This window comes from Pseudomonas sp. HMWF032 (assembly GCF_003060885.1).
Classification (GTDB): domain Bacteria; phylum Pseudomonadota; class Gammaproteobacteria; order Pseudomonadales; family Pseudomonadaceae; genus Aquipseudomonas.
The window spans coordinates 90,099-116,407 of the sequence record NZ_QAIG01000005.1 but is presented as its reverse complement, the minus strand read 5'-3'; the positions used below and the strand labels follow the sequence as shown (position 1 = coordinate 116,407).

20 protein-coding genes and 1 pseudogene are annotated in these 26,309 nt (G+C 60.8%); all 21 read left to right on the top strand.

The features are described from left to right. The first annotated feature begins 3 nt into the window (after positions 1 to 3). The 21 genes and pseudogenes from DBR00_RS03385 to DBR00_RS20515 all read left to right on the top strand — a co-directional run bounded on the left by DBR00_RS03385 (position 4) and on the right by DBR00_RS20515 (position 26,272). Positions 4 to 936: a DUF6402 family protein gene (locus tag DBR00_RS03385; protein WP_108487135.1), complete on the top strand. Its 933-nt coding sequence runs from the start codon at positions 4 to 6 to the stop codon at positions 934 to 936. Positions 937 to 953: 17 nt separating this feature from the next. Continuing rightward, complete coding sequence (locus DBR00_RS03380) at positions 954 to 1,343, top strand: hypothetical protein (protein ID WP_108487136.1); 390 nt, start codon at positions 954 to 956, stop codon at positions 1,341 to 1,343. 4 nt (positions 1,344 to 1,347) lie between these two features. After that, a complete protein-coding gene (locus DBR00_RS03375) occupies positions 1,348 to 1,782 on the top strand; it encodes a hypothetical protein (protein WP_108487137.1) in 435 nt (144 codons plus the stop codon). A 2-nt stretch (positions 1,783 to 1,784) separates the two neighbouring features. Further along, positions 1,785 to 3,575, top strand: coding sequence for a type VI secretion system baseplate subunit TssF (gene tssF / locus DBR00_RS03370; RefSeq protein WP_108487138.1), 1,791 nt, complete (start codon positions 1,785 to 1,787; stop codon positions 3,573 to 3,575). 76 nt (positions 3,576 to 3,651) lie between these two features. Further along, positions 3,652 to 4,689 (top strand): type VI secretion system baseplate subunit TssG, encoded by a 1,038-nt coding sequence (gene tssG / locus DBR00_RS03365; RefSeq protein ID WP_108487139.1) that lies wholly within the window; start codon positions 3,652 to 3,654, stop codon positions 4,687 to 4,689. Positions 4,690 to 4,694: 5 nt separating this feature from the next. Further along, the gene (gene tssH, locus DBR00_RS03360; RefSeq protein WP_177479893.1) at positions 4,695 to 7,304 is read left to right on the top strand and encodes a type VI secretion system ATPase TssH; all 2,610 of its coding nucleotides are present in this window, start codon (positions 4,695 to 4,697) and stop codon (positions 7,302 to 7,304) included. 10 nt (positions 7,305 to 7,314) lie between these two features. Then, a complete protein-coding gene (locus tag DBR00_RS03355) occupies positions 7,315 to 8,826 on the top strand; it encodes a sigma-54-dependent Fis family transcriptional regulator (RefSeq protein WP_108487182.1) in 1,512 nt (503 codons plus the stop codon). Positions 8,827 to 8,929: 103 nt separating this feature from the next. After that, positions 8,930 to 9,388: pseudogene (locus tag DBR00_RS21380) on the top strand (putative adhesin); the annotation flags it as partial. A gap of 165 nt (positions 9,389 to 9,553) precedes the next feature. Further along, positions 9,554 to 11,788, top strand: coding sequence for a type VI secretion system tip protein VgrG (locus DBR00_RS03350; RefSeq protein WP_108487183.1), 2,235 nt, complete (start codon positions 9,554 to 9,556; stop codon positions 11,786 to 11,788). Positions 11,789 to 11,893: 105 nt separating this feature from the next. Continuing rightward, positions 11,894 to 13,087, top strand: coding sequence for a VRR-NUC domain-containing protein (locus DBR00_RS03345; RefSeq protein WP_256582914.1), 1,194 nt, complete (start codon positions 11,894 to 11,896; stop codon positions 13,085 to 13,087). A 10-nt stretch (positions 13,088 to 13,097) separates the two neighbouring features. Then, a complete protein-coding gene (locus tag DBR00_RS03340) occupies positions 13,098 to 14,225 on the top strand; it encodes a type VI immunity family protein (protein ID WP_108487142.1) in 1,128 nt (375 codons plus the stop codon). A gap of 44 nt (positions 14,226 to 14,269) precedes the next feature. Then, complete coding sequence (locus tag DBR00_RS03335; protein ID WP_108487143.1) at positions 14,270 to 14,404, top strand: type VI secretion protein; 135 nt, start codon at positions 14,270 to 14,272, stop codon at positions 14,402 to 14,404. A gap of 19 nt (positions 14,405 to 14,423) precedes the next feature. After that, a complete protein-coding gene (gene tagH, locus DBR00_RS03330; RefSeq protein WP_108487144.1) occupies positions 14,424 to 15,620 on the top strand; it encodes a type VI secretion system-associated FHA domain protein TagH in 1,197 nt (398 codons plus the stop codon). A gap of 5 nt (positions 15,621 to 15,625) precedes the next feature. Beyond that, complete coding sequence (gene tssJ, locus DBR00_RS03325; protein WP_108487145.1) at positions 15,626 to 16,108, top strand: type VI secretion system lipoprotein TssJ; 483 nt, start codon at positions 15,626 to 15,628, stop codon at positions 16,106 to 16,108. Positions 16,109 to 16,111: 3 nt separating this feature from the next. Continuing rightward, positions 16,112 to 17,443 carry a type VI secretion system baseplate subunit TssK gene (gene tssK, locus DBR00_RS03320; RefSeq protein WP_108487146.1) on the top strand — a complete coding sequence of 444 codons (1,332 nt, stop codon included), beginning with the start codon at positions 16,112 to 16,114 and terminating at the stop codon, positions 17,441 to 17,443. 2 nt (positions 17,444 to 17,445) lie between these two features. After that, on the top strand, positions 17,446 to 18,327 hold the full coding sequence (gene icmH, locus DBR00_RS03315; RefSeq protein WP_108487147.1) for a type IVB secretion system protein IcmH/DotU: 882 nt from the start codon (positions 17,446 to 17,448) through the stop codon (positions 18,325 to 18,327). After that, entirely contained in the window at positions 18,324 to 21,863 is a 3,540-nt protein-coding gene (gene tssM / locus DBR00_RS03310) for a type VI secretion system membrane subunit TssM (protein ID WP_108487148.1), read from the top strand. Before icmH ends, tssM begins: the two co-directional genes overlap by 4 nt. Then, entirely contained in the window at positions 21,863 to 22,591 is a 729-nt protein-coding gene (locus DBR00_RS03305; RefSeq protein WP_108487149.1) for a PP2C family serine/threonine-protein phosphatase, read from the top strand. Before tssM ends, DBR00_RS03305 begins: the two co-directional genes overlap by 1 nt. A 10-nt stretch (positions 22,592 to 22,601) precedes the next feature. Further along, positions 22,602 to 23,603, top strand: coding sequence for a serine/threonine-protein kinase (locus DBR00_RS03300; protein WP_177479891.1), 1,002 nt, complete (start codon positions 22,602 to 22,604; stop codon positions 23,601 to 23,603). Positions 23,604 to 23,675: 72 nt separating this feature from the next. Next, the gene (gene tssI / locus DBR00_RS03295) at positions 23,676 to 25,724 is read left to right on the top strand and encodes a type VI secretion system tip protein TssI/VgrG (protein ID WP_108487150.1); all 2,049 of its coding nucleotides are present in this window, start codon (positions 23,676 to 23,678) and stop codon (positions 25,722 to 25,724) included. A 44-nt stretch (positions 25,725 to 25,768) separates the two neighbouring features. Then, positions 25,769 to 26,272 carry a hypothetical protein gene (locus tag DBR00_RS20515; RefSeq protein ID WP_146180666.1) on the top strand — a complete coding sequence of 168 codons (504 nt, stop codon included), beginning with the start codon at positions 25,769 to 25,771 and terminating at the stop codon, positions 26,270 to 26,272. Positions 26,273 to 26,309 lie beyond the last annotated feature (37 nt).

Sequence of the window (26,309 nt, the reverse complement as noted above, 5' to 3'; positions counted from 1 at the left end):
CACATGTCCGATATCGTCCTGAAATCCACGCTTACACCGAGCTCGCAAAACCCACAAGGTACGACCTCGCAAGTTCGCTTGTTCAAGATCACGGATATTCCCGCAGCTATGGACAAAATGGGCTGGCAAGTTTCCGCGCAGCTAATGCGGCATTGGTTCCAAGGAAAGCCCTGGGGCACAGCCAGCGGCGGTATGACGGCAGCAGTAAAGAACCATGACCAAATGCCCCCTCCTCAATATATGGAAGAGACCATAGTCACCTACAAATGGTTGATGACGTTTCCTCGGGTAGTAAGGTCCCGCAACGAACTAAGAACCGCCTGGAACAACCCCCAAGCAACCAAACTCATCCGCAGAAACATTCTCAGGGCGTTCGGTCAGCACTCCGGCGGATGCTTCCCGCTGTCGTTCAATGGCCAAGGCAGTAAAGCCGAGGCTTTCGGTTACGCCAACAGCCGCGCGCTCACTTTCGACACCATTGGTGATGAGCTGAATGACCTGCGCGGCGCACTGGCCAACTTCAATCTACGAGTCGCAGTCGAGGGTACCGTCAACACGTTCCCGGACAAGGTGACCTTCATCGCTGAGCGCATTGGATTCTATGCCGAAGATGCATATGACTTTAACGACGAGGGCCTGCTCAGCCAGCCACTTGGTTATTGGAACTTCGATGGCATCGCAGAGGGCGTGACAGACAGCCTCAGCAACAACGCCAATATCGATTACGAAAAAGCGAAGGCGATTGCCACAGCTCCCTTCACCGGCGAGGACGTTGAGCAGAGTTTCAAGGATTTAGAAAGCAAGCGCTATTTCTTGATCACCAACAGCCACTTCGTGAAGTATCGCTCGACGCAGAAGAAGGGTGGTGACTTCGTCGTTTATTCAAATATCGGCTACGAAACCATCACTCCGGTCGTCTTCGAGTTTAAGAAATGAATATTCGAAAAGTATCTATGGCCCTGCTGCTGCCAATATCACTCTTGCTCCTGCTTTTCGGAACGATTCACATCGCCATCACTCAGGAGGCGCAGTACTCAAAACCCAGCCCTTCGGGAAGATTCATTTTGCAGACCGTGTTGCTGGCACCTTGGCTCGGACCTTGGTGCGATCTTGCCTACATACGCGTCATCGACACCCAGGCACCGGACTCCACCTTCCGTACGCCGCTCTACGACAAGCACTACACGGACATGCGTTCGCACGAAGATGACAGAACCGTAGGCATTATTTGGTTCGACTTCGACAAGCAGCAGAAGACCTTCGAGATTGGCGTGCCGGACTGGCAAGACAGTTGGCTGAACCTGTTCATCAGCAATACCCCTTACCAAGTTGTCGAGAACTGACGCGATGTACTTCTATCAACACATCCGCAGTGCCGAAGAGATTAAACGGCAAAGAATTACTGCCATGGCTTGCCACACTTTGGCATGCCTGCTTTTCCCGCTAGCGACCAGCCTGGGGTTTCAGGTCTACACCACTCTATTTGGCCCTCCACTATCTAGGGGAGTGGCTATAGGTTTGGCGGTGCAACTGATTTTCGCGGCCTTTGTCTTGGCTAATGCCCTGATCGCCCTGATCGCCCTGACAACCAGCATGAAAGTAAAAATTGCCCTTACAAGTGCACTGGTTATCGCGAACCTCACCTATTTGCTACCTCAACATCCGATACGTGCATTGTTCTTCGCCGGTTTGTCAGGCGGGCTGACTTTGGCAGCCATCTATATGACGACACGGCTCGCTCCTGAACGGAAACCATCCGACAGCCAACGAATCAAGGATTGATCGTGTCTTTTAACCACTACTACCAGAGCGAACTCACCGCCCTGCGCCAGCTCGGCAAGCGCTTTGCCGAGCGCAGCCCGGCGTTGGCGCCGTTTTTGGGCCAGGCCGGGCGTGACCCGGATGTCGAGCGCCTGCTGGAAGGTTTTGCCTTTCTGACTGGGCGGCTGCGGCAGAAGCTCGATGACGAGTTGCCGGAACTGACTCACTCGCTGATGCACCTGCTGTGGCCGAACTATATGCGCCCGCTGCCAGCGTTCAGCATGCTGCAGTTCGACCCGCTCAAGCGTCCGGGCGGTGCCTTGCTGGTGCCACGGCATACGCCGGTGGAATCCAAGCCGATCCAGGGCGTGACCTGCCGTTTCCGCACCGCCTTCGCCACCGAGGTGCTGCCACTGGCGCTGAATGGCCTGGATTACTCGGTCAAGGGCGATGGTGCGTTGCTCAGCCTGCGTCTGGCGATGAGTGCCGATGGCCATCTGGGCGATCTCGACCTCAAGCAGTTGCGTCTGCACCTGTCCGGTGAGCGCTATATCAGCCAGTTGCTGTACCTGAGCCTGCTGCGCCACCTCGGCGGTGTGCAGCTGGTATTGCTGAACGCCGCAGGCAAGCCGTTGCAGGGCGCGGATGAGCGCCCATTGCTGCCGCTGCAACTGCCGGCCAACAGTGTGCAGCCGGTGGGTTTTGCCGAAGATCAGGCGCTGATCCCCTACCCGCTGAACACCTTCCGCGGGTACCGCTACCTGCAGGAATACTTCGCCTTCCAGGACAAGTTCCTGTTTGTCGACCTGCTCGGCCTGGATGTGCTCAAGCGCGTGCCCGAAGACGTGCTCAAACAGGCGCGCGGCATCGAGCTGCGTTTCGATATTCACAAGGCCGGTGTGCAACGTATCCGCCCGACCCTGGATAACGTGCGCCTGTACTGTACGCCGGTGGTCAACCTGTTCGCCCATGACGCCATCCCGATTCGCCTCGACGGCAAGCAGGACCAGTACCTGCTGCTGCCCTCGGAGCTCGACTCCGAGCACTGCGGGGTGTTCTCGGTGGATCGCGTCACTGGCTGGAAGCCCGGCGGCAAGGGGTATGAAGAGTACGTGCCGTTCGAGTCCTTTGAGCATGACGCCAGTTTCGACGTGCCGCTGGCGCGCCCGCACTACAGCGTGCGCCAGCAACCTTCGCTGCTCGGCGACGGCCTGGAAACCTACCTGAGCTTCGGCCTGCGCAACCTCGATCAGCACGAAACGCTGTCCATCGAGCTGACCTGCACCAACCAGAACCTGCCGCGCCAGCTGGGCCTCGGTGATATCTGCATGCCCAGTGAGGACACCCCGGAGTTCCTCACCTTCCGCAATATCAGCGCGGTTACGCCGAGCTACGCGCCGCCGCTGCACCGCGATTTTCTGTGGAAGCTGATCAGCAATATGTCGCTGAACTACCTGTCGCTGGCCAACGTCGACGCGCTCAAGGTGATCCTGGAAACCTACGACCTGCCGCGCTACTACGACCAGCACGCGGAGAAGGTCAGCAAGCGCCTGCTCGACGGCCTGAAAAGCATCAGCCACCAGCATGTCGACCGCCTGCACCGTGGCTTGCCGGTGCGTGGTGTACGCACGCAATTGACGATCAACCCCGAGGGTTATGTCGGCGAGGGTGACCTGTTCCTCTTCGCCACCGTACTCAATGAATTTTTCGCCCTGTATGCCAGCTTGAACTCGTACCACGAGCTGCGCGTACAGAGCACACAGGGAGAGGTGTACCAATGGACGCCGCGCATGGGGCTACAGCCCCTGCTATGAGACCCTGCGCAAAGGCATGCGAGCTAGAGCCGGGCAAGGCGCCGTCGGGCGAAGAAGCGCAGTTTACGAGGTGTAAATGAGCATTCTGAGCCCGACTGCAACGCCGCCTGGCCGACGCGCAGCAGACTTTGAGCCGGGTCTCACCCGGCTTAGCCAGGGCATCCGCGAGTACAGCCTGTTTCAGGGTGTGCAGCTGGTGCTGGAACGCTTGCAGGCTGCTCATCCTGAATTGGATGAGGAAGCGCTGTATCAGCGACTGGAACTGCAGGCCAACCCGAGCATGGGGTTCCCCGGTAGCGATATCGATCGCGTGCATTTTTTCGAAGAGCACGGCGAGCTGCGCGCGCGCCTGCGCATCAACCTGGTCAGCCTGTTTGGCGCCGGCTCGCCGCTGCCAGCGTTCTACGGTGAACAGGCGCTGGGCGACAGTGAAGACGGCAACCCAACGCGGGATTTCCTCGACCTGTTCAACAACCGCCTGCAGCGTCTGCTACTGCCCACCTGGCAGAAATACCGCTACCACACACGTTTCCAGAGCGGTGCGATCGACCCGTTCTCCGCCCACCTGTTTGCCCTGATCGGCCTGGGCGGTGAAACCATTCGCAGCGCCTCCGAGTTGAACTGGAAACGCCTGCTGCCCTACCTCGGCCTGCTCAGCCTGCGCGCCCACTCGGCGGCGCTGATCGAGTCGGTGCTGCGCTACTACTTCAAACACGCCGACCTGCATATCGAGCAGTGCCTGGAGCGTCAGGTGGAGATCCTTGGCGAGCAGCGCAACCGCCTCGGTCTGGCCAACAGCCAGTTGGGCGAGAGCCTGGTGCTTGGCGAATTCGTGCGTGATCGCGGCGGCAAATTCCGCATTCACGTGCAGCAGCTGAACTGGGAGCGCTTCCATGAATTTCTGCCCATCGGCAGCGGCTACCAACCGCTCTGCGCGCTGGTGCGCTTCACCCTGCGCGACCCACTGGATTACGACATCCGCCTGGAACTGCGCCAGGACGACATACGCGAATTGCGCCTCGGCGCGGACAACCCCTGCCTGCTGGGCTGGACCACTTGGCTAGGGCGTGACAACGCCGACGGCGTGGTCACCCTCGGCAGCCAAGCTCATTAAGGAAGATGGAAATGATCAACGTCGATTTACAGCAGCTGGTGCAAGCCCTCGACGCGGCCAGCAAGCAGGACCTGGAAACCGCTGCCGAGCGTTGCGTGGTGCGCGGCGGCAGCAAGATTCTGGTGGAAGACCTGTTGCTCGGCCTGCTTGAGCGCCCGGAAGGCTTGCTGCCCCGCGCCCTGCAGGATGCCGACGTAAACGCCGGCGAGCTGGCCCGCGCCCTGCAACCGCGTGGCGAACACAACGAATCGCGCAACCCGGTATTTGCCACCGAACTGGTGCAATGGCTGCAGGACGCCCTATTGGTCGCCAGCCTGGAACTCGGCCAGAGCCAGGTCGATGAAGCCGCACTGATCCTCGCCCTGCTGCGCAATCCGATGCGTTACGCCGGCAGCCACTATCAGCCACTGCTGGCCAAGCTGAATGCCGAGCGCCTACGCGAATTCGCCCTGGCCCAGCAGCCGCAAACCGCTGCAGGTAAACCCGCAGCCGGTGGCGAATCGAATCTCTCGCGCTTCACTCACAACTTCACCCAACAGGCCCGTGACGGCAAGCTCGACCCGGTGCTGTGCCGCGACGGCGCAATCCGCCAGATGATCGACATCCTCGCGCGCCGGCGCAAAAGCAACCCAATCGTGGTCGGCGAAGCCGGTGTCGGCAAGACCGCCATCGTCGAAGGCCTGGCCCTGCGCATCGCCGCCGGTGAAGTGCCGGCCGCGCTCAAGGGGGTCGAACTGCTGTGCCTGGACCTGGGCCTGCTGCAAGCCGGCGCCAGCGTCAAAGGTGAATTCGAGCGCCGTTTGCAGGGCGTGATCGATGAAGTCAAAGCCTCGCCCAAGCCGATCATTTTGTTCATCGACGAAGCCCACACCCTGATCGGTGCGGGTGGCCAAGCCGGCAGTGGCGATGCCGCCAACCTGCTCAAGCCCGCCCTGGCCCGTGGCGAGCTGCGCACCATCGCCGCCACCACCTGGAGCGAATACAAGAAGTACTTCGAGAAGGACCCGGCCCTGGCCCGCCGCTTCCAGCCGGTGCATCTGCATGAGCCGACGGTCGATGAAGCCGTGACCATCCTGCGTGGCCTGGCGCCTGTTTACGAGAAAAGCCACGGCATCTACCTGCGTGACGACGCCGTGGTCGCCGCCGCCGAGCTGTCCGCGCGCTACCTGGCTGGCCGCCAACTGCCGGACAAAGCCGTCGATGTCCTCGACACCGCCTGCGCCCGCGTGCGCATCAGCCTGGCCGCCGCCCCGGAAACGCTGGAGCGCCTGCGTGGCGAGATCGCCGAAGGTGAGCGGCAGAGCGAGGCCATGAGCCGGGATATGGAAGCCGGCCTGCACATCGACAGTGAAAGCCTGGAACAACTCGAAGCACGCCTGAGCCAGGCCCGCGCCGAACTGGAGCAGATCGAAACCCGTTGGGCGGTGCAGCGTGAACTGGCCGAACACCTGCTGGAATTGCGCAAGCAGTGCGCCAGCCTGCGCCAAAACCCTACCGAAGCCGAGAACAGCGACGGCCAGGCCGTGCAGCTGGAGCAACTGGAAGGCGAACTGCGCGCCGTACAAGCCGAGCTGGCCAGCGCTCAGGTGAATGAGCGCCTGGTCAGTTTTGAAGTCTGCCCGCGCCTGGTGGCCGAAGTGATCAGCCACTGGACCGGCGTGCCACTGAGCCAGCTGGCCCGCGAACACAACAGCAAGGTGCTGACCTTCGCCCGCGACCTCGGCCTGCGTGTACGCGGTCAGGCGCAAGCCATCGCCGCGCTGGACCGCTCCATGCGCGCCAGCGCCGCCGGCCTCAATCGTGCCGATGCGCCGGTCGGGGTATTCCTGCTGGTCGGCCCCAGCGGCGTCGGTAAAACCGAAACCGCACTGGCCCTGGCCGATCTGCTGTACGGCGGCGAGCGTTTCCTCACCACCATCAACATGTCCGAGTTCCAGGAGAAGCACACGGTTTCCCGGCTGATCGGCGCACCACCCGGCTACGTCGGTTATGGCGAAGGCGGCATGCTCACCGAAGCCGTGCGGCAGAAGCCTTACTCGGTGGTGCTGCTCGATGAAGTGGAAAAAGCCGATCCGGAGGTGATGAACGTCTTCTATCAGATCTTCGACAAGGGCGTGGCCAACGACGGTGAAGGCCGTGAGATCAACTTCCGCAATACGCTGATTTTGATGACCAGCAACCTGGCCAGCGAGCGTATCGCCAACCTCTGCCAGAACGGCCAACGCCCGACAGCGGATGACCTAGAGCAAGCGATTCGCCCGACCCTGACTCAGCACTTCAAGCCGGCGCTGCTCGGCCGTATGCGCGTGGTGCCGTACTACCCGATCAGTGGCGAGGTGCTCAACGAGCTGGTCGGCCTCAAACTCGCGCGCTTTGGCGAGCGCCTGCAACGCCGTCAGCTGCAGTTCAGCCATTGCCCGGCGCTGCTGGAAAATCTCGCCGAGCGCTGCAGCCACAGCGACAGCGGCGCACGCCTGATCGATCACCTGATCGACCAGCACCTGCAACCGCTGGTGGTCGACCGCCTGCTCGACGCCATGGCCAGCGGTGAAAGCCTGCAACGCGTGCACGCCACCCTGGACGGCGAAGGGACGGTGGTCTGTGAGTTCGCTTAACGTGTCGCTGATGTTCAGCCAGGTGCCGCAGCCGCTGCGTTATGCCGAAGCACTGTTGCAACGCTTCGCCACGCTGGCGCGCGCGGCCAACAGTGACGCCCTGCTCGGCGGTCTGGTGGAAAGCGCCGCGCAGCTGTCCGGCAGCGAATTGAGCCAGCTGTACCTGCTCGACGATACGCACACACGCCTGACCCTGTCCGCCGAATGGCAGGACGGCCTGCTGCAACCGCGCGCGGACGCCAGCCTGTCCAGCGACTACGACGGCGAGCAGCTGCTGCAGTACTGCCTGTGCCAGAACCAGACGCTCAGCCTCAATGAACTGGACCACAACCTGCACCAGACCGGCTTCCTCCCCGAGGCGCAACAGCCCTGGCGCAGCCTGCTGTGCCAGCCGCTGCTGGATGAGCACAAAGGCGTCACCGGCCTGCTGCTGATTGCCAGCCAACGCGCGCGTGAGCTGCAGGGCTTCGCTGACTCGCTCGGTCAGCTGGGCAGTTTTGTGGTCGCCCAACTGCACCTGCTGCAGCGCCTGCGTTCATCGCACAGCGAACAGCCAGTTGCCGTGGTCAGCACGCCCTGCGCCAGCGGCTATGGCCTGATTGGCGACAGCCCGGCAATGCGCAGCGTCTATCAGCTGATCAGCAAGGTGCTGCACAACCCGGTCAGCGTTTTGCTGGCGGGCGAAACCGGCACCGGCAAGGAGCTGGTGGCCCGCGCCATCCACGATTGTGGTTTCCGCCGCAGCAAAGCCTTTGTCGTGCAGAACTGCGCCTCGCTGCCGGAAAACCTGCTGGAAAGCGAACTGTTCGGCTACCGCAAAGGCGCCTTCAGCGGCGCCGACCGCGACCATCAGGGCCTGTTCGATGCGGCCAACGGCGGCACGCTGTTCCTCGATGAAATCGGTGATATGCCGCTGAGCCTGCAAGCCAAGCTGTTGCGCGTATTGCAGGAAGGCGAAGTACGCCCGCTGGGCTCCACTGCCACGCACACCGTCGATGTGCGCATCGTCGCCGCCACCCACCACAACCTGCGCAACCTGGTGGAAGAAGGTCGTTTCCGCGAGGACCTGTTCTATCGCCTGGCGCAGTTCCCCATCGAACTGCCGGCCCTGCGTGAGCGCGATCAGGACATCCTCACCCTGGCGCGCTACTTCGCCGACAAGGCCAGCTCACTGCTGCAGCGCAATCAATGCCGCTGGGCCGACAGCACCCTTGATCACCTGGCCCGCTACCCCTTCCCCGGCAACGTGCGCGAACTCAAAGGTTTGGTCGAGCGTGCCGTACTGCTGTGCGAAGGCGGTGAACTGCTGCCGGAGCATTTCGACCTGCGCCAGACCGGCAGCAACGAGACGCCAGGCATGAACCTGCGTGAGCGCATGGAACGTGTTGAACGCAGCCTGCTGCTCGACTGCCTGCGCAAGAACCGTGGCAACCAGACCAGCGCCGCCTGCGAACTCGGCCTGCCGCGCCGCACCCTGCTGTACCGCATGCAGCGGCTGAATATCAGCCCGGCTGACGTGTAAGGCTTAAGGAGAAGAGCATGTTCAACGCCACCCACTCGCGTGACGTAAACCTCACCCGCACTCGGCGTGCCCACATGCGTTGTGGCCGTGCAGGAGCCTGCGCATGAAACCCACTCCAGCGAATGCAACCGCGCTTGGCGAACACTTCTACCTGTTCCAGAAAGCCCCAGGCCAGCCCAGCAAAAAGCTGATCATCACCAGCCACGGTGCCTATGTGCCTGGTATGCACCTCAACGTGCCGGCCAATACATCGCTGGTGTTCTACGGGCCCGATGGCAAGACCTTGGAAGACCCCGGCTTGGCCAGCGTCATGCGCGGCGAAGTGAAGCCACACGAACAGAAAGGCCCTGGAGAATCCACCCGCAACTACCTCGTCTCCAAATACAGTGATGACCATTACTCGAGCATTGCCTACTCGGTCAAAATTGTCGGCACCGATATCCTCACGGTGCGCAACCGCAAGCATCCGGCCTTATTGCTACAAAACAGCACCATCGCCTTGAGCGATGTCTTCAGTGAGCTGAACAAACACGGCCTGCAGTACGATGAAATTCATTGCGTGTTCTGCCGTAACTTTCTCTTCGCCGTTTCCCCCGAGACTCACGTAGCACCTCGGGTTATCAGCCTGCCGCCCGCCACTGCGCTTACCCCGCTTGCCAGTGCCGGCCTCGGCGCAACGACAACCATCAGTGCACTGAGCAGCCAAGCCACCCGCCGAGCAACGGCGCTGACGCCGCAACGCTTCAACCTGAGCATAGCGGGCCTCAGCCACGACTTGCAGGTGCTCGAATTTACCGGCCGTGAAGCCATCAGCCAGCCGTTCGTATTCGAGCTAGAACTGATCAGCGAGCGCCCCGATCTCGATCTGGAAAGCCTGCTGCACCAGCCCGCATTTCTTGCCTTTACCCCAGATGGTGGGGGAGTGCATGGCCTGGTCTACCGCGTCGCCCAGGGTGATTCCGGCAAGCGCATGACCCGCTACCACATCACCCTGCGCCCGCAGCTGGCTTACCTGGCGCACCGCATCAATCAGCGCATCTTCCAGCACCTGAGCGTGGAAAAGATCATCAGCCAGGTGCTCGAAGAGCACGGCATTCAGCGCAATGCCTACACATTCCAGTTCGGCCCCAGCGTCTACCCCGAACGCGAATACTGCGTGCAGTACGACGAAAGCGACCTGCACTTTATCCAGCGCCTGTGCGAGGAAGAAGGCATTCACTACCACTTCCAGCACATCGAACAAGGTCATGTGCTGGTCTTTGGTGACGACCAGACGGTGTTCCCAAAACTCGCGCCAACGGCCTATCAACAAGACAGCGGCCTGGTGGCCGACGAGCCGGTGGTCAAGCGTTTCGCCTTACGCCTGGAAACCCGCACCAGCCGCGTTACCCGCCGCGACTACAACTTCGAGAAACCCAAGCTGCTGATGGAAGCCGCCTTCAACAGCGAGTTCCAGCCCGACCTCGAGGACTACGACTACCCCGGTCGCTTTGTTGAGCGTGAACGTGGCAAGCACCTGGCCAAACGCAACCTCGAACGCCACCGCAGCGACTATGAGCTGGCCAACGGTGAAAGCGATCAGCCGCTGCTGGTCAGCGGCCACTTTCTCAACCTAAGCGCGCATCCGCGTAAGGACTGGAACCAACTCTGGCTGCTGACGGAAATCCACCACGAAGGCAAACAGCCGCAAGTGCTGGAAGAGTCCATCACCAGCGACACCCACAACAAAGATGGTTTCCAGCAGGGCTACCGCAACCGCTTCAGCGCCACGCCCTGGGATGTGCTGCATCGCCCAGCGCTGAAGCACCCGAAACCCAAGGTGCTCGGCAGCCAGACTGCCGTGGTCACCGGTCCTGCGGGTGAAGAGATCCACTGCGACCCTTACGGCCGCGTCAAAGTGCAATTTCATTGGGACCGCGAAGGCCAAGCGAACGATAAAACCAGCTGCTGGCTGCGCGTGTCCTCCAGCTGGGCCGGCGATGGCTACGGCGCTATCGCCATCCCGCGCATCGGCATGGAAGTGCTGGTGACCTTCCTCGAAGGCGATCCCGACCAGCCGCTGGTCACCGGCTGCCTGTACCACGCCGCCCACGTCGTGCCCTACGCGCTGCCGGCGAACAAGACCCGCAGCCTGTTCAAAACCTTGAGCAGCCCAGGCGGTGGTGGCTACAACGAGCTGCGCATCGAAGACAAGAAAGGCGTCGAACAGATCTACCTGCACGCCCAGCGCGACTGGGACGAAAACATCGAACACGACCAGAAAATCCGCGTCGGCAACGAGCGCCACGACACCGTCGAAGCCAATAGCTACAGCCAGTTTCTCGCCGAAGAACACCGCACCACCCACGCCGACCGCAAGGTGGAAACCCGCAGCAACGACCACCTCACCGTCGGGCAGAAACAGCATGTGAAAGTCGGCGTCGGCCAGTTCGTCGAAGCCGGCAACGAAATCCACTACTACGCCGGCAGCAAAGTAGTGATCGACGCCGGCATGGAACTCACCGCCTCGGGTGGCGGCAGCTTCCTCAAGCTTGATCCGGGCGGCGTCACGCTTAGCGGTGCGACGGTCAAGATCAACTCGGGGGGTGGCCCGGGCAAAGGCTCAGGCATCGCGATTCTGTCGCCCACTATTCCGGGCGCGGCGGATGCGGATAAAGCGGGCAATCTGTTGGAGCGTGCGCACCGCAGCCATCGCGCCCGTTATGTGCTCCTTGATGAAGAAACCGGGGAACCATTGGTTGGCGTTCCATACACCCTCAAACGCGCAGATGGCTCACGCCAAGCTGGGTACTCAGACCACGAAGGCAAAACCTTCCTGACCCACAGTGCAGAGCCCACCGAAGTCGAATTATTAACCCCGCAGCGCCAAGTCGAACAGCAGGAGCCGCTGTTCCTTGCCGGTGAACAAGCCCCCAAAGACATGACCCTGGACTACAAAAACGCCAACGCGGAGGGCGAATGAATGGCTGTTATACAACCGCAGACCCCACAAGGTTGCACCACCACCAGCGTCGAAGGTACAGAAAAAGAGGCCCGGTTGCCCAACCCAACCAACAAGCCCTACCTGGTGGAAAAAGCCAATTACGCGGTGCGCTTTCCGCGCCTGTCCGTCAAGAAGCTGCCCAGTGGAGCCCTAGGAGGCCTGGAGCTTAAGCAGTTGGTGATGAGCGGTCTGATACGCGCGGACGAATATCTTCGTGACTTCCGTTGGGACTACAAAGCTGAGGTTTGCTTCGATATGACCCGCTTGCCTCCTACCCCGTTTCTCAGCACCTCGAATACGCGCAAGGGAGAGACACCCGACCCGGATCGTCGTCATACCCTGATCCCCTTTCCAGCGGGCTTAACCAAAGGCCTGTTGCGCCGGCCGGATGTGATCATTGTCAAAAACCGTGGCCAGCGCTGGCCAGGCCAGGCAGGGCCAGATCATCAGGGCGTAATGCATCCGGACAATCTGGAGCGGGTGGTGGAGGTGAAGTTTCCGGGGGATAAATTATGGCCGGATCAGCGTACGGCCTACCTTCAGATTGCTGGAGGCCAGAGTAGATTTTCTGTATTGGAAATTCATGACTGCCGCGACGATGGTGAGCGCGAGCGTGACCGTCAAACCAACGAAAGTCAGCAGCCAACTGCTAATAGCAACCCGCTGTCCTGGCCAATCATTCCTCCTCTGATCATGCCAGGCCCAGGTGATGATCAAAAACCTCGCCCGGCGCCTGTACCGGTTCCGGTCTATGGCCCGCGACCGATCCCCAAACCAGCCCATATGGAAAGCTGGACGCAGCAAGTACGAGAGGCCGTTGACGGTCTGCTGGAGGATGGTGCCCAGGGTATTCGCCAGCTTTCCACCGAAGTACAGAATCACCTTGAAGAGGCTGCCACCTGGCTCAGTAGCAAAGGCCAATGGGTACGTAGCAAAACTGAACCGGCTTGGGAGTGGATCAGCGAAACCGGTACCCAGGTGCTGCGCTGGACAGACGAACAGCTACGGGCGATTTGGGCCGAGGTGCAACGCTATACCGATTTGACACTGGACATGCTCGGCAAGATCGACTGGATGCAAGTACTGATCAATGTCGGCATTGCCGTTGGCACAGTGGTAGTGGCTTTTGTGATTGCCGGAGCTTTAGTCGCTGCAGGTGTTCCTGCGGCAATCATTTCTGGACTTCTTGTTTTGGTTCGTCTGGCACAACTGTCATGGGCCTGGTTGGCCAGTATTTTGGGGGCAGGCGCAGCTGCCGGCGCCCTGACCGCAGGTTGAGAGATATCGAATGAGTACATTAGATAAATTAAAAGAGCAGGCTCCGAACTTGGAATTTGAACTTCCAGACGGCACATCGGTGGTCAAGCTTGGGTTGATCATAACTCTTTACTTCAAGGCGGGATATACAACTGAAAGCAAGCAAAAGGTGATGGAGTGCTTCGAGCGCTTTTATGAAGATTTTAAATTTCATCTTAAATGGCAAGTCTATAAACGCGACAAAAAACTAACTGATACCAATTTCAAAAAAACAATTGAGCAAATACTCGCAACTGAACCGAACGAGCAATATTACTGGAGCTTGAGCAGTTCCAATGGCGTTAGTGACGCTCCAGCTTATTGCATATCTGCCATGAATTCATTTGAGGTTCATGGCGATAAAATACTTTCATATATAAAGGTAAGCTTTCCTTGGTTCTGTCTTGATAAAGAAGATTTTTTTGATAGGTACCAGCAATGGATAACCTATTTGTGTAGCCAAGTTAACGCGGAGCATGGATATGGTGGTCTTTCTAGCTCCCTACCCAATGATTACGACAGTTATATGCCAACAGAATATCAACTGGCACAGCAGTACTCCGGCCTGATGGTCGACTCCGCACCTTTTGCCGACACGTTAGGGCTTCAGAAACACATAAAAGGTGTTAACTGGTTCACCGTGCTAGGTAATACCTACGTCGAACGCTTGGGTGGCGAAAGTGCCATCTACCATGCATTAAGCGGCCGCGGCGATATCCAGATTCAGCCCTACAACAACGGTCTCATCATTCGTGCCGGGCAGTATCCAGAGCTGGGAGCCTCCGAAGATGGCCTCCCAGTGGCCTACGTTGCAGTCAATAAGGTGGTCAAGCCGGTACGCATTCCAAACCCCGATCAGTTGCACAGCTATTCCCCCTACGGCGACTGCTTCGATCAGGAAAGTACTCTCCGCTGGTATGCCCGCTTCGACCAAGAAAGCGGAAAAGACATGCCATCGAGCATTCTCGCCGGGCAACCCTGCTCGCACGAAGGCTTCTGGTTTACTCCCGCCCAGCCCAACTCTCGTCGTCATTTCCGGCAGGGCGAAATCATGCCTGCCATTGATGACTCCAATTGGGGCGCGACGCTTTGGTATTGGTCCGGCGAAGACCATGCCTGATATCTGCTTACCCACCTTTCGCACTTAAAAGAGAAGAGCAACTGATGCTGAAACGTTATTACCCAACCGCCCTGCTCGCCCTAGCCCTGTGCCTCACCGCCTGCAGCGGCAATTACAAGTTCAACGATGACGAATACCGCCCACTCGGCGAACCGCAAGCAGTGAAACGCGGCAACTGACCGCAAGGAGCTAACAACCATGGAACTGGTCTTCGATGTGGTCAGTGCACAGCAGTTCGTGCCAGGTCTATTGACCACCAAAACCTTCAAGCAGGCTGGCGGCATTATTGGTCGGGCGGAGGAATGCGACTGGGTGATTCCGGATCGCAAACGTGTGCTGTCCAGTCGACATGCCGAGGTGAGCTATCGCAATGGTGCCTTCTACCTGACCGACACCAGCAGCAATGGCATTCAGTTGAAAGACAGCGGTGCCAGCCTGCGCAAGGGCGAGGCCCAGCGCATTGAGCATGGCAGCGTGTATTGCTTTGGCGATTTCGAGCTGCGCGCGCGGCTGATTCAGGACCCGGCCATGTTTGCCGGCGATATCGGCCGTGCCCAGCCGGCCGGCAGCATCATCCCGGACGATGCCTTTCTCGACCTCGACCCGCTGACCGCCATCGACCAGCAGGAGCGCGTGTATGCCGAGGTCGATGACCTGACGGCGATTCTGCGCCCGCATAACGTGCAGGCGCAGCAACGCGACTATGCGCAGATTGATGAAGAAAACCTGCTGGTGCCGGCGTTGGTCATGCCCACGCCTGAACCGCAGCCCAAGCGTGCACCGGAACCGGTGCGTCTGCCGCCGACCTTCTGGGAAAAATTCTCCGAGGCCCTCGGGGTCAAACTCGATGACCTCGATGACGAGGCACGTGAGGCCCTGGCCATCCACAGCGCCAAGTTGCTCAAGCAGAGCATCGGCAGCCTGCAGCAAAGCCTGCGTACCCGCAGCGAGCTGAAGAACGAACTGCGCCTGGCCCTGACCACCGTGCAGAGCGCTGGCAACAACCCGCTCAAGCACACCGCCGACAGCAGTGAAGCGCTGAGCGCCTTGCTGCGTGGCGGCAAGGCCGGACAACTGAGCGCCGAGCAGACCATCAGCCGCAGCTTCCGTGATCTGCAAGCGCACCAGGTGGCGCTACTCGCCGCCAGCCGCGCGGCCGTCAAAGGCATGTTCGAGCAACTGTCGCCGGAACAGCTGAGCCTGCGTTTCGAGCGTGAAGGCCGCAAGCCGCTGATCGCCACCGCTGGCAGCCGCTGGCGCGCCTACCGTCGCTTGCACAGTGCCTGGAAGCAGAACGACGACTGGAGCGACCGCCTGTTCGCCCGCGACTTCGCCCACACCTACGAAGAACAGGTTCGCCTGATCGCCACCCTCAACACCGATGTTCAAGGATGATCTCCATGCACCGTTTCACCTGCCTGGCCCTGTTGGCCGCCCTGCTCAGCCTCACCGGTTGCGCCGCACTCTCGCCCTATTCGGATATGACCAAGCTCGACCTGACCCTCAACGGCAGCGATGAGCTCAACCCGGACCTCAATGGCCGTCCTTCGCCAATCGTCCTGCGTCTGATCGAGCTGAAGCACCCGGTAGCCTTTGAAACGGCCGATTTCTTCTCGCTCTATCAGCGCCCGAAAGAAGCCCTGTCACCGGATATGGTGGTGCTCGAAGAGCTGGAGCTGCGCCCCGGCGAGCAACGCGAAATGAAGCTCTCGGTACAACCGGGCAGCCGCTATGTCGGCGTGCTGGCGGCCTACCGCGACCTGCCGGAAAGCAACTGGCGCGTGGTGATTCCACTGCAGGAAAAGGAACGTAATAGCAGCGTGCTGACCCTCGATGCATTGGGCATCAAGACCCAGGACGACACCCGCAAGGAAGAGGAATAAGCCATGGCCATGCATAAAGTGGTCTGGCAGGAAGGCATGCTGCTGCGCCCGCAGCACTTCCAGCAGAACGACCGTTACTACGACTACCAGCTGAAAACCCGCACGCAGAAGCTCGACAGCTACGCCTGGGGGTTTTTCGAGCTGGAGATCGACCGTCAGTTTCTCAATATGGGCAAACTGGTGGTGAGCAAGGCCAGCGGCATCCTGCCCGATGGCACCCTGTTCGACATCGGTGCCGAGCGCGAGCCGCTGGCTCTCGACGTACCGCCAAACACCGGCAACACCCCGGTGTACCTGGCGCTGCCGCTGGTCACCGGCAACCATATCGAGAGCCGCCGCCCGGAGCAGCAGGACGTGCTCGCGCGTTTTGTTGCCTTTGATGAGGAAGTGACCGACTCCAACGCCGGCGACAGCGCCGCCAGCCAGGTCAGCTGTGGCCGGCCGAACTTCCGCCTGCTGCTCGGCGAGCAACAGAGCGACCAGGCCTACGTCAAACTGCAGCTGTGCGACGTGCTCGACACCACCCCGGACGGGGTGATCAGCATCGACCCGGAATTTATTCCGACCTACGTCAACTTCCAGGCGTCCGGCTACCTGCTCAGCTGCCTCAAGGAAGTGATCAGCATGCTCGCCCACCGGGGCGACATTCTGGCCGAACGCATTCGCGCCACCGGCAAGGTCGGCGGCGCGGAAGTCGGCGACTTTATGATGCTGCAACTGATCAACCGCTTCGAGCCGGTGCTGCGCCATTACCTCGGCATCGAGCAGGTGCATCCGGAGCAGATCTACCGCGAATTGCTCGGCCTGCTCGGCGAGCTGGCGACCTTCTCCAGCGAGATCAAGCGCCCGCGCCTGGACAGCCGCTACCTGCACAGCGACCAGGGCGTGAGCTTCCGCAAACTGATGGATGCGATCCGCCAGGTGCTGTCGATGGTGCTGGAACAGCACGCCATCGAGATGCTCCTGCAGCAACGTCAGTACGGCATTCAGGTATCGCCGCTGCACGATCACAAGCTGCTCGCCACCTCCACCTTCGTCCTCGCCGCCAGCGCCCAGTGCGACTCGGAAGAGCTGCGCCAGCGCCTGCCCGCTCACCTCAAGGTCGGACCGGTGGAGCAGATTCGCCAACTGGTCAACCTGCACCTGCCCGGCATCAAGGTCAAACCCATGCCGGTGGCACCGCGGCAGATCCCCTTCCACTCGGGCAAGACCTATTTCGCCCTAGAACTGGGCTCCGAAGAACTGGCGCAGCTGGAACGCTCAGGCGGCTTCGCTTTCCACGTGTCCGGCGAGTTCTCCGGACTTGAGATGAAATTCTGGGCGATCAGGAACTGATGATGACGACCAAGGAAATGGAATACGGCCAGGACGACAAAACCGTCATCCTCAACCGCAAGGGCGATGCCCCGGCGCACAGCCCGCTGACCGACTTCGCCGCGCCGCCAAAATTCGAGCAACTGGAAGAGCGCATGATCTACGCCGCACGCCTGCGCCCGGCGGAGAGCTTCAATATCAGCCTCAACCCGCTGGTGGCCGCCGCCGCCACCCTGCTCTCGGAAGTGGTGCGCCTCAAGCACAGCTTCGACAGTGAAGACATGCACGCGCTGAACCAGCGTCTGTCCAGCGCCATCAAGCTGTTCGAACACCGCGCCCTGCATGAAGGCGCGGAAAGCAGCCAGGTGATGGCCGCGCGTTACGTGCTGTGCACCGTGGTCGATGAGGCCGTGGTGACCACGCCCTGGGGCAACGAGAGCGAATGGTCGCAGATGAGCCTGCTGTCCTCGTTCCACAACGAGACCTTCGGCGGCGAGAAGTTCTTCCAGCTGCTTGAGCGCCTGTCGCGCAACCCGGTCAAGCACCTGCCGATGCTTGAGCTGATGTACCTGTGCCTGTCGCTCGGTTTCGAAGGCAAGTACCGCGTGCTGCCGCGCGGCATGCTCGAACTGGAAGCGGTGCGTGACAGCCTCTATCGGCAGATCCGCCAGCTACGCGGTGACGTGCCGCGTGAAGTGTCGCCGCACTGGCAGGGCCTGAAAGACACCCGCCGACGGCTGGTACGCATCGTGCCGTGGTGGCTGGTGGCACTGTTCACCGTGGTTTGCCTGGTGGTGATGTACAGCGGTTTTGCCTGGGTCTTGGGTGAACAACGCGAAACGATTCTGCAGCCGTACGCGCAACTTGACCCGTCTTCGGGTGCATTCATGGATGAGACGAAATGAAGCCTTTTTTCGGCAAATTAGCCGCATTTTTCCGCAAGACCTGGGTGTGGAGCCTGTGTCTGGTATTGGTTCTGGCGCTGCTGGTGTGGTTTGTCGGCCCGCTGCTGGCGGTCAACGATTACAAGTTCTGGGAATCGGCCACCAGCCGTCTGCTGAGCATCAGCCTGCTGTTCCTGATCTGGGGCCTGGCCATGGTGTTCGCCAGCTGGAAGGCCACCGCCCGCAAGCAGGCCGAAGAAGATGACGCCGACGCCCAAGAGCGTCTGCGTCGCGAGGGTTTGATCGACGAAGAGCAGAGTGAGCTGCGCAATCGTTTCAAGCTGGCCCTGCACACCCTCAAACGCTCCAGCCTGTACCGCGGCCGCAGCGAAAAATGGCGCAATGAGCTGCCCTGGTACCTGCTGCTCGGCCCACAGAGCAGCGGCAAAACCAGCCTGCTGGATTTTTCCGGCCTGGATTTCCCGCTCAACCGCGCGGACCAGCAACGTCTGACCAAGGACGTTTCCGGCACCCGTTATGCCGACTGGTACTTCGCCGACCACGCCGTGCTGATCGACACAGCCGGGCGCTACCTGACCCAACCCGACCCGGCCATCGACGGCCGCGCCTGGGACACCCTACTGGGCCTGCTGCGCAAACGCCGTGCGCGCCCGCTGAACGGTGTGCTGGTGACCATCCCGGTGGAGCAGCTGCAAGGTGGCAGCGAAATCGAACTGGAAAACCTCGCCCGCCAGACCCGTCAGCGTCTGCAGGATATTCACCAGCGTCTGGGTGCCGATGTGCCGGTGTACCTGGTGCTGAGCAAGGCCGACAAGGTATTGGGCTTCGATGAATTCTTCGACCAGCTGTCGCGCGAAGAAAGCGATCAGGTGCTCGGCGCCAGCTTCCGCAAGGAGCAGAACGCCACTGACGTGCAGGTGATTCGTCAGGAGTTCGAAGAACTGCTGCGCCGCCTCAACAGCCAAGTGATCTTGCGCATGCACCAGGAGCGCGATACCCAGCGGAGGGGCCGTATCCTCGATTTCCCGCACCAGTTGGGCCTGCTCGGTGAGCGCCTGTGCCTGTTCAGCGAGCTGGCCTTCAGCGGCAACCGCTACCAGCGTGCCAGCCAGTTGCGCGGCTTCTACCTGACCAGCGCACCCGAACTGAACGACCAACTCGACCCAAGCACCAGCGGCATCGGCCGCAACCTGGGCCTGGCCAGCAGCGCCCTGCCGACCTTCCGCAGCGGGCGCTCGCGCTTTATCAATCACCTGCTCAGCCGGGTGATCTTCCCCGAAGCCGACCTGGCCGGCCTCGACCAGAAAGAAGTGCGCCGCATCGACTGGGGCCAGCGCGCCATGTACGCCACCGCCCTGGTGGTGCTCGGTGTGTTTGGTGTGGTCTGGGCCGGTAGCTTCTCCGGCAACCATGGCCGCCTGGAGCAACTGCGTGATCTGGCTCAGCAGCTGACCCAGCAACACAACAACCTCGGCGTGCAGGATGACGCCCTGCGCACCCTCAAGGCGCTGGATCACAGCTACGCCGCCACCCAGGTATTCCCGCCGAAGGGTGAGGTGTCCTACCTGCAACGCGGCGGTCTGTATCAGGGCGAAAAAGTCGATCCAACACTGCAGCAGGCCTACCGCGCCGAGCTGGAAAACCTGCTGCTGAGCCGCGTCGGTCGTCAGCTGGAAGCACAAGTCCGCGCCAACCTGGGTGACCGTGAACGCCTGCTCAACAGCCTGCGTGCTTATCTGATGCTCAATCTGGAAGAGCGTCGCGACAAGGCCTTCCTGCAGGAGTGGCTGGCGGCCGACTGGTCGCTGCGTTACGCCGGCAACAGCGCCGGCCAGCGCGGCCTGAATGAGCACTTCGAGCGCCTGCTGTCCGAGTCGTTCGCACCTTATTCGCTAAACCAGCCGCTGGTGGCGCAGGCGCGGCAGATCCTGCGCAGCGAGTCACTGGCCAACGTGGTCTACCGCATGCTCCGCGAAGAAGCACGCAGCCTGCCGGATTACCGCCTGAGCCAGAAGCTCGGCCCACAGGCCGGCCTGTTTGCTGGCAGTGACTATGTGATTCCGGGCTTCTACACCCAGGTTGGCTACCAGAAAACCTTCACCGCCAAGGGCGCTGACCTGGTGCGTGAATTGCTGCGCGACAACTGGGTTCTGGGTGAAGGCGACAACCTGAGCGCGGCCGACCTCAGCCGTCTGCTGGTGGAAATGGAGCAGCTGTACTTCCGCGATTACGCCAACTACTGGGGCGAAGCCATTGCGCAGCTGTCGCTGGACCCGATCGGCAGCGCCGGCCAGGGTGCCTTGCAACTGGCCGGCCTGACCGCCGCCAACTCGCCGCTGCTGCAACTGCTGGTGGAGGTGCGCGACAACACCCGCTTCAAAGGCATGGCCGAAGCCGCCGACGATGCCGGAGCCGCCGCCGAAGCGCTGGAAGGTAGCAAAGGCAAGCTGGGTAAAGTCGCCAAGCTGGCCAGTTCTGCCGCTGAACAAGCGCAAGCGGCGCTGGTGAAAAACCTGCCGGACACCGCGCGTAAAACCCTGGAGCGCCGCTTCGAACCGCTGCACCGCTTGCTGGATGACAACGGCGGTGCCGGCCCGGAACTGGCGATGACCCTGCAAGCGCTGGATGCCTTACAACTGCAACTGGCCAGCCTGGCTCATGCCAGCGCGCCGGAGCAGGCGGCGTTCGAGCTGGCCAAGGCGCGTATGGGCGGTCAGCGTGATGCGATCAACCAGGTGCGCAGCAATGCCGCACGCCTGCCACAACCGGTCGGCAACTGGCTCGGCCTGCTCGCCGAAGACAGCTGGATGCTGGTGCTCAACGACGCCTACCACTACCTCAACCAGCGCTATAAGAGCGAGCTGTACGCCGCGTATGACGGCTCGTTGAAGCAGCGTTATCCGTTCAGCGCACACAGCGAAAGCGACGTGGCGATTGCCGATTTCCGCGAGTTCTTCAAGGCTCAGGGGATTGCCGAGCGCTTCTTCGACAACTACCTCAAGCCGTTCGTCAGCGGCACCGCCGGCCAGTACCAACTGCGCCGCGTGGATGGCCGTGGCCTGCCGTTGTCGCGCGAGTTCCTGCTGCAGATGAGCCACACCCAAACCATCCGTCGCAGCTTCTTCGCCGAGAACCCCAACGAGCCGAAAGTGCTGTTCAAACTCGAACCCTACTCGCTGGATTCCAGCCTGGGCCGCGCCGACTTCCGCTTTGGCAATCAGCAGATGGAATACCGCCACGGGCCAATCGTGCAGACCGCTTTCAGCTGGCCGGCCGAAGCCAATGAAGGGCGTACCAGCCTGGTGGTCGAAGAGCTCGGTGGACGCAAGGTGGGTATCGAGAAGAACACCGGCCCCTGGTCGCTGTTCCGCCTGCTCGACCTGATGAGCGTGGACTACCACAGCGGCCGCGATGTGCTGATGCTCAAGGCCGACCTCGGCGGCCTGCGCGCCAACTACCTGTTGCACAGCCAGCGCGCGCCGAACCCGTTTGACCTAGACCAGTTGCGCAGCTTCAAACTGCCGGCCACGCTCTGATGCAGGAGGTTGCCAACCGCTGGCGCAGCGCGGCGCGTACCGACACCGGCAAGGTGCGGGCGCGCAACGAGGATGCCTTTCTCGCCCTGCCGGAACAGGGCCTGTGGGTGGTGGCCGACGGCATGGGCGGGCACCAAAACGGTGCCCTGGCCAGCCGCCTGATTGTCGAGCAGCTGGCCGAGCCGAGCGCAGGTGATTTGCCACAGCGTCTGGATGAGCTGCGCAAGCGCCTGCACGCGCTCAACCGTCGTCTGGGTCAGGAGCTGACGGTCACCGCCGCCCACCCGGACCCTGTGATCGGCAGCACGGTGGTGGCCCTGCTGATCGAAGGCGACCGTGCCGCCTGCGTGTGGGCCGGCGACAGCCGCTGCTACCTGTGGCGCGGCAGCAGGCTGTATCAGCTCAGCCGCGATCACTCGTTGCTGCAGCAGCTGATCGATGAACAGCAACTGAGCCCCAGCGAAGCCGCGCGACACCCGGCAGCGCACGCCCTGACCCGCGCCATTGGTGCCAGTGACGAGCTGAAGCTGGAGATTCTCGAACTGGATGTGCTGCCTGGCGATGCCTTTCTGCTGTGCAGCGATGGCCTGTACCAAGGCGTATCCGTCGACGACATCGGCGCAGCGCTAAACCTGCCGTCACCGCAGCTGACTCTGAATCGGTTATTCCAACTGGCCCTCGACGGCCCGGCGCGGGACAACCTGAGTGCGGTGGTGATCCGCCGATGAGGACTCACGGATGAGTGAACAGCTGCTCGACGACCTGCCGCTGGCAAGCCCCCCGGCCAGCGACCTGACCTACTTCGCCCTGGCCGCGACGGCCGCCAAACCGGCCACGCAAGCCCCGCGCGAAGTGCTCAGCGAACTGCCGGAAGTACTCGGCGGCCGCTACAAGATCGAGCGCCTGCTCGGGGTCGGCGGCATGGGTGCGGTGTATCGCGCCCGTGATCTGTTGCGCGAACAGTTCGGTGACCCCGAGCCGTACGTGGCGCTGAAAACCCTCAGCGATGACTTCGCCGAATACCCGGACGCCAACGCGCTGCTGTACAGCGAGTTCGCCCTCACCGCGCGACTCAACCACCCGCATGTGGTGCGTCTGTTCGGCTTCGAGGTGGATGTGCACAGCCAGCGCGCCTTCCTCACCCTGGAGCTGCTCAAGGGCCTGACGCTGGATCAACTGCTCAGTGATCGCCCCGAGGGTCTGCCCTGGAGCGAGCTGCAGGAAATCGCCATCGCCCTGCTTGACGCCCTGAGCTATTCGCACAGCCTCGGCGTGCTGCATGGCGACCTGAAGCCCAGCAATGTGATGCTCGCCGAAGACGGCCTGCGCCTGTTCGATTATGGTCTCGGCCAGCCCGTGGAAGGCCTGTTACCCGGCTTGCCGCGCCTGTGCCGCAACCGCTTTACCGCCTGGACGCCGCGCTACGCCGCCCTGGAATTACTCGACGGCGCACCACTGACCGCTGCAGCCGATGTCTATGCCGTGGCGTGCGTACTGTATGAGCTGGCCAGTGGTCGCCACCCGTTCAGCCGGCAAAGCGCCAAACAGGCCAAGGCCATGGAGCTGGATAAACAGCTGCAACGCCCTGAGCAGTTACCGGCGCATTGCTGGCCCGCCCTGCGCACCGCGCTGGCGTTCGATGAAGCGCAGCGCAGCCTCAGTTGCGCGCAGTTGCTTGAGGTGTTTCGCCAGCCCGCACCCAGCGGCTGGCGGCGGTGGCTACAGCGAGGCAACGCGTAGGTTGGCGCTGAGGCACGAAGCCCAACGGCACCTCGCGACATCAATGGATGATCTTTCAACAAGGAAATGACCATGTTCAACCCGGCCAATGAAACCCACTTCAGCCTGAGCATCGAAGGCCTTGAGCACGACCTGCAAGTGCTTGAGTTCAGCGGCCGCGAAGCCATCAGCCAGCCCTACCGTTTCGAGCTGGAACTGATCAGCGAGAACGCCGAGCTGGATCTGCAGAGCCTGCTGCATCAGCGTGCCTTTCTCGCTTTTACTCCAGACGGCTTGGGCATTCACGGCCTGATCTATCAGGTCGCCCAGGCTGAATCCGGCAAACGCCTGACCCGCTACAAACTGAGCATCGTGCCGCAGCTGAGCTACCTGGCCCTGCGCACCAATCAACGGATCTTCCAGCACCTGACGGTGCCGCAGATCGTTGCTCAGGTGCTGCAGGAACACGGCATCGTTGAAGGTGATTACCAGTTCCTGCTCGGCCCAACGGTTTATCCCGCGCGCGACTACTGCGTGCAGTACGACGAGAGCGACCTGCACTTCGTCCAGCGCCTGTGCGAGGAAGAAGGCATTCATTACCACTTCCAGCACAGCGCCAAAGGCCATGCCATTGTCTTCGGCGATGACCAGAGCGCCTTCGGCAAACTCGGCCAGCCCACCGCTTATTTGCAGGACAACGGCATGACCGCCGATGAGCCGGTGATCAAGCGCTTTGCCGTACGCCTGGAAACCCGCACCAGCCGCATCACCCGCCGCGATTACGACTTCGAGCAACCGCGCCTGCTGATGGAAGCCACCTTCAAGGAAGAGCGCGACCCCGAGGCCACGCCGCTGCCGGACCTTGAGGATTACGACTACCCCGGCCGCTTTATCGACCGTGCGCGCGGCAAGCACCTCAGCCAACGCCACCTCGAACGCCACCGCACCGATTACCGCCTGGCCGAAGGCCGGGGCGATCAGCCGAAACTGCTCAGCGGGCACTTTCTGGAACTCTCCGACCACCCGCGCCAAGACTACAACGATCTCTGGCTGCTGCACGAGGTGATCCACCAGGGCAAACAGCCGCAGGTGTTGGAAGAGTCAGTCACCAGCCATACCGCCGCCAGTGATGGTTTCCAGCAGGGCTACCGCAACCACTTCACCGCCACGCCCTGGGATGTGCCCTTCCGCCCGCCATTGGCCCACCCAAAACCCAAAGTCCTGGGCAGCCAAACCGCCGTGGTCACCGGCCCCGCGGGTGAGGAAATCCACTGCGACGAATACGGCCGAATCAAGGTGCAATTTTTCTGGGACCGTGAAGGCCAAGCCGACGACACCACCAGTTGCTGGCTGCGCGTGGCTTCCAGCTGGGCCGGTGATGGCTACGGCGGCATCGCCATCCCACGGATCGGCATGGAAGTGCTGGTGACCTTCCTCGAAGGCGACCCCGACCAGCCGCTGGTTACCGGCTGCCTGTACCACGCCGAACACGTGGTGCCTTACGACCTGCCGGCGAACAAAACCCGCAGCGTGTTCAAAACCCTCAGCACACCGGGCGGTGGCGGCTACAACGAGCTGCGCATCGAAGACAAGAAAGGTGCCGAGCAGATCTACCTGCATGCCCAGCGCGACTGGGACGAAAACATCGAGCACGACCAGAAGATCCGTGTCGGCCATGAACGCCACGACACGGTAGAAGCCAACAGCTACACCGAGCTCAAAGCCGAAGAACACCTGACCGTCAAAGCCGAGCGCAAGGTCGAGGTCAAACCCGACGACCACCTGACCGTCGGGCAAAACCAGCACATCAAACTCGGCACCGCTCAACTGACCAAAGCCGGCCGCGAAATCCACCTCAAAGCCGGGCAGAAGATGGTCATCGAAGCCGGCACCGAGCTGACCCTAAAAGCCGGCGGCAGCTTTATCAAACTCGACCCCAGCGGCATCACCCTCCTCGGTCCAATGGCCAAAGTCAACGCCGGTGGCGCACCGGGTAAGGGCTCGGGGATCAAGATCAAACCACCGGTACTGCCGGGTGCGGCGGATAGCGATAAGGCGGGGAGTTTGTTGGATGAGGCGTTGATGAACTCACTGCAAAAAACTGAAAACCAGCCTCAGGCATTTTTCCTTTTTTCTGAATAATTACTTCATAACTAATTAACCAAAATTTGAACGAGCGAACTTCGATGAAAACAAGTACCAAAATACAAAGCAAAAATAATTTCACAGAGAAAACAACTAAACTAGTTTTTCTAGTAAGTATATTACTGTTCAGCACCGCTTGCAGTAGCAAACCATTAAATGAATTTCAAAGCTTTGAGTACAAGGAAGCCATTCGCGCATTCCAAGAGCAACAGCATGACACACCTGGCGTATGGACTTGCAGCTACACTGAAAACAGCAAAGTCAGACCCAGCACGAATGCTGAATCGTTATTAGTAGAGGTAGATGAAAAATACATATATGTAAAACATAACAATCAAATCACCGAACTATCCCTAACAACTAGGGACAATGAAAAATCGACCTACAAAAACAAACAAGAAGGTCTATCGCTGAAAATAAATATAATTAATAAAAGTAATTACAGCGAATATCAAGAGTCGCATGACCGGACAATAGAAGCAGAACTAGAAGCCTCAGGAAAAATTTATAAACTACAGCTTCTTGGAGAAGCATGCGGAATTTAATAGACATTACAAGATTATAGTTGCGCAACGCGACAAG

Bases quoted from the DNA above. Each gene is read 5' to 3' on its own strand.
- DBR00_RS03385 (WP_108487135.1), top strand. From the start codon at position 4: ATGTCCGATATCGTCCTGAAATCCACGCTTACACCGAGCTCGCAAAAC.
- DBR00_RS03380 (WP_108487136.1), top strand. From the start codon at position 954: ATGGCCCTGCTGCTGCCAATATCACTCTTGCTCCTGCTTTTCGGAACG.
- DBR00_RS03375 (WP_108487137.1), top strand. From the start codon at position 1,348: ATGTACTTCTATCAACACATCCGCAGTGCCGAAGAGATTAAACGGCAA.
- tssG (WP_108487139.1), top strand. From the start codon at position 3,652: ATGAGCATTCTGAGCCCGACTGCAACGCCGCCTGGCCGACGCGCAGCA.
- tssH (WP_177479893.1), top strand. From the start codon at position 4,695: ATGGAAATGATCAACGTCGATTTACAGCAGCTGGTGCAAGCCCTCGAC.
- DBR00_RS03355 (WP_108487182.1), top strand. From the start codon at position 7,315: ATGTTCAGCCAGGTGCCGCAGCCGCTGCGTTATGCCGAAGCACTGTTG.
- DBR00_RS03340 (WP_108487142.1), top strand. From the start codon at position 13,098: ATGAGTACATTAGATAAATTAAAAGAGCAGGCTCCGAACTTGGAATTT.
- DBR00_RS03335 (WP_108487143.1), top strand. From the start codon at position 14,270: ATGCTGAAACGTTATTACCCAACCGCCCTGCTCGCCCTAGCCCTGTGC.
- tagH (WP_108487144.1), top strand. From the start codon at position 14,424: ATGGAACTGGTCTTCGATGTGGTCAGTGCACAGCAGTTCGTGCCAGGT.
- tssJ (WP_108487145.1), top strand. From the start codon at position 15,626: ATGCACCGTTTCACCTGCCTGGCCCTGTTGGCCGCCCTGCTCAGCCTC.
- tssK (WP_108487146.1), top strand. From the start codon at position 16,112: ATGGCCATGCATAAAGTGGTCTGGCAGGAAGGCATGCTGCTGCGCCCG.
- icmH (WP_108487147.1), top strand. From the start codon at position 17,446: ATGACGACCAAGGAAATGGAATACGGCCAGGACGACAAAACCGTCATC.
- tssM (WP_108487148.1), top strand. From the start codon at position 18,324: ATGAAGCCTTTTTTCGGCAAATTAGCCGCATTTTTCCGCAAGACCTGG.
- DBR00_RS03305 (WP_108487149.1), top strand. From the start codon at position 21,863: ATGCAGGAGGTTGCCAACCGCTGGCGCAGCGCGGCGCGTACCGACACC.
- DBR00_RS03300 (WP_177479891.1), top strand. From the start codon at position 22,602: ATGAGTGAACAGCTGCTCGACGACCTGCCGCTGGCAAGCCCCCCGGCC.
- tssI (WP_108487150.1), top strand. From the start codon at position 23,676: ATGTTCAACCCGGCCAATGAAACCCACTTCAGCCTGAGCATCGAAGGC.
- DBR00_RS20515 (WP_146180666.1), top strand. From the start codon at position 25,769: ATGAAAACAAGTACCAAAATACAAAGCAAAAATAATTTCACAGAGAAA.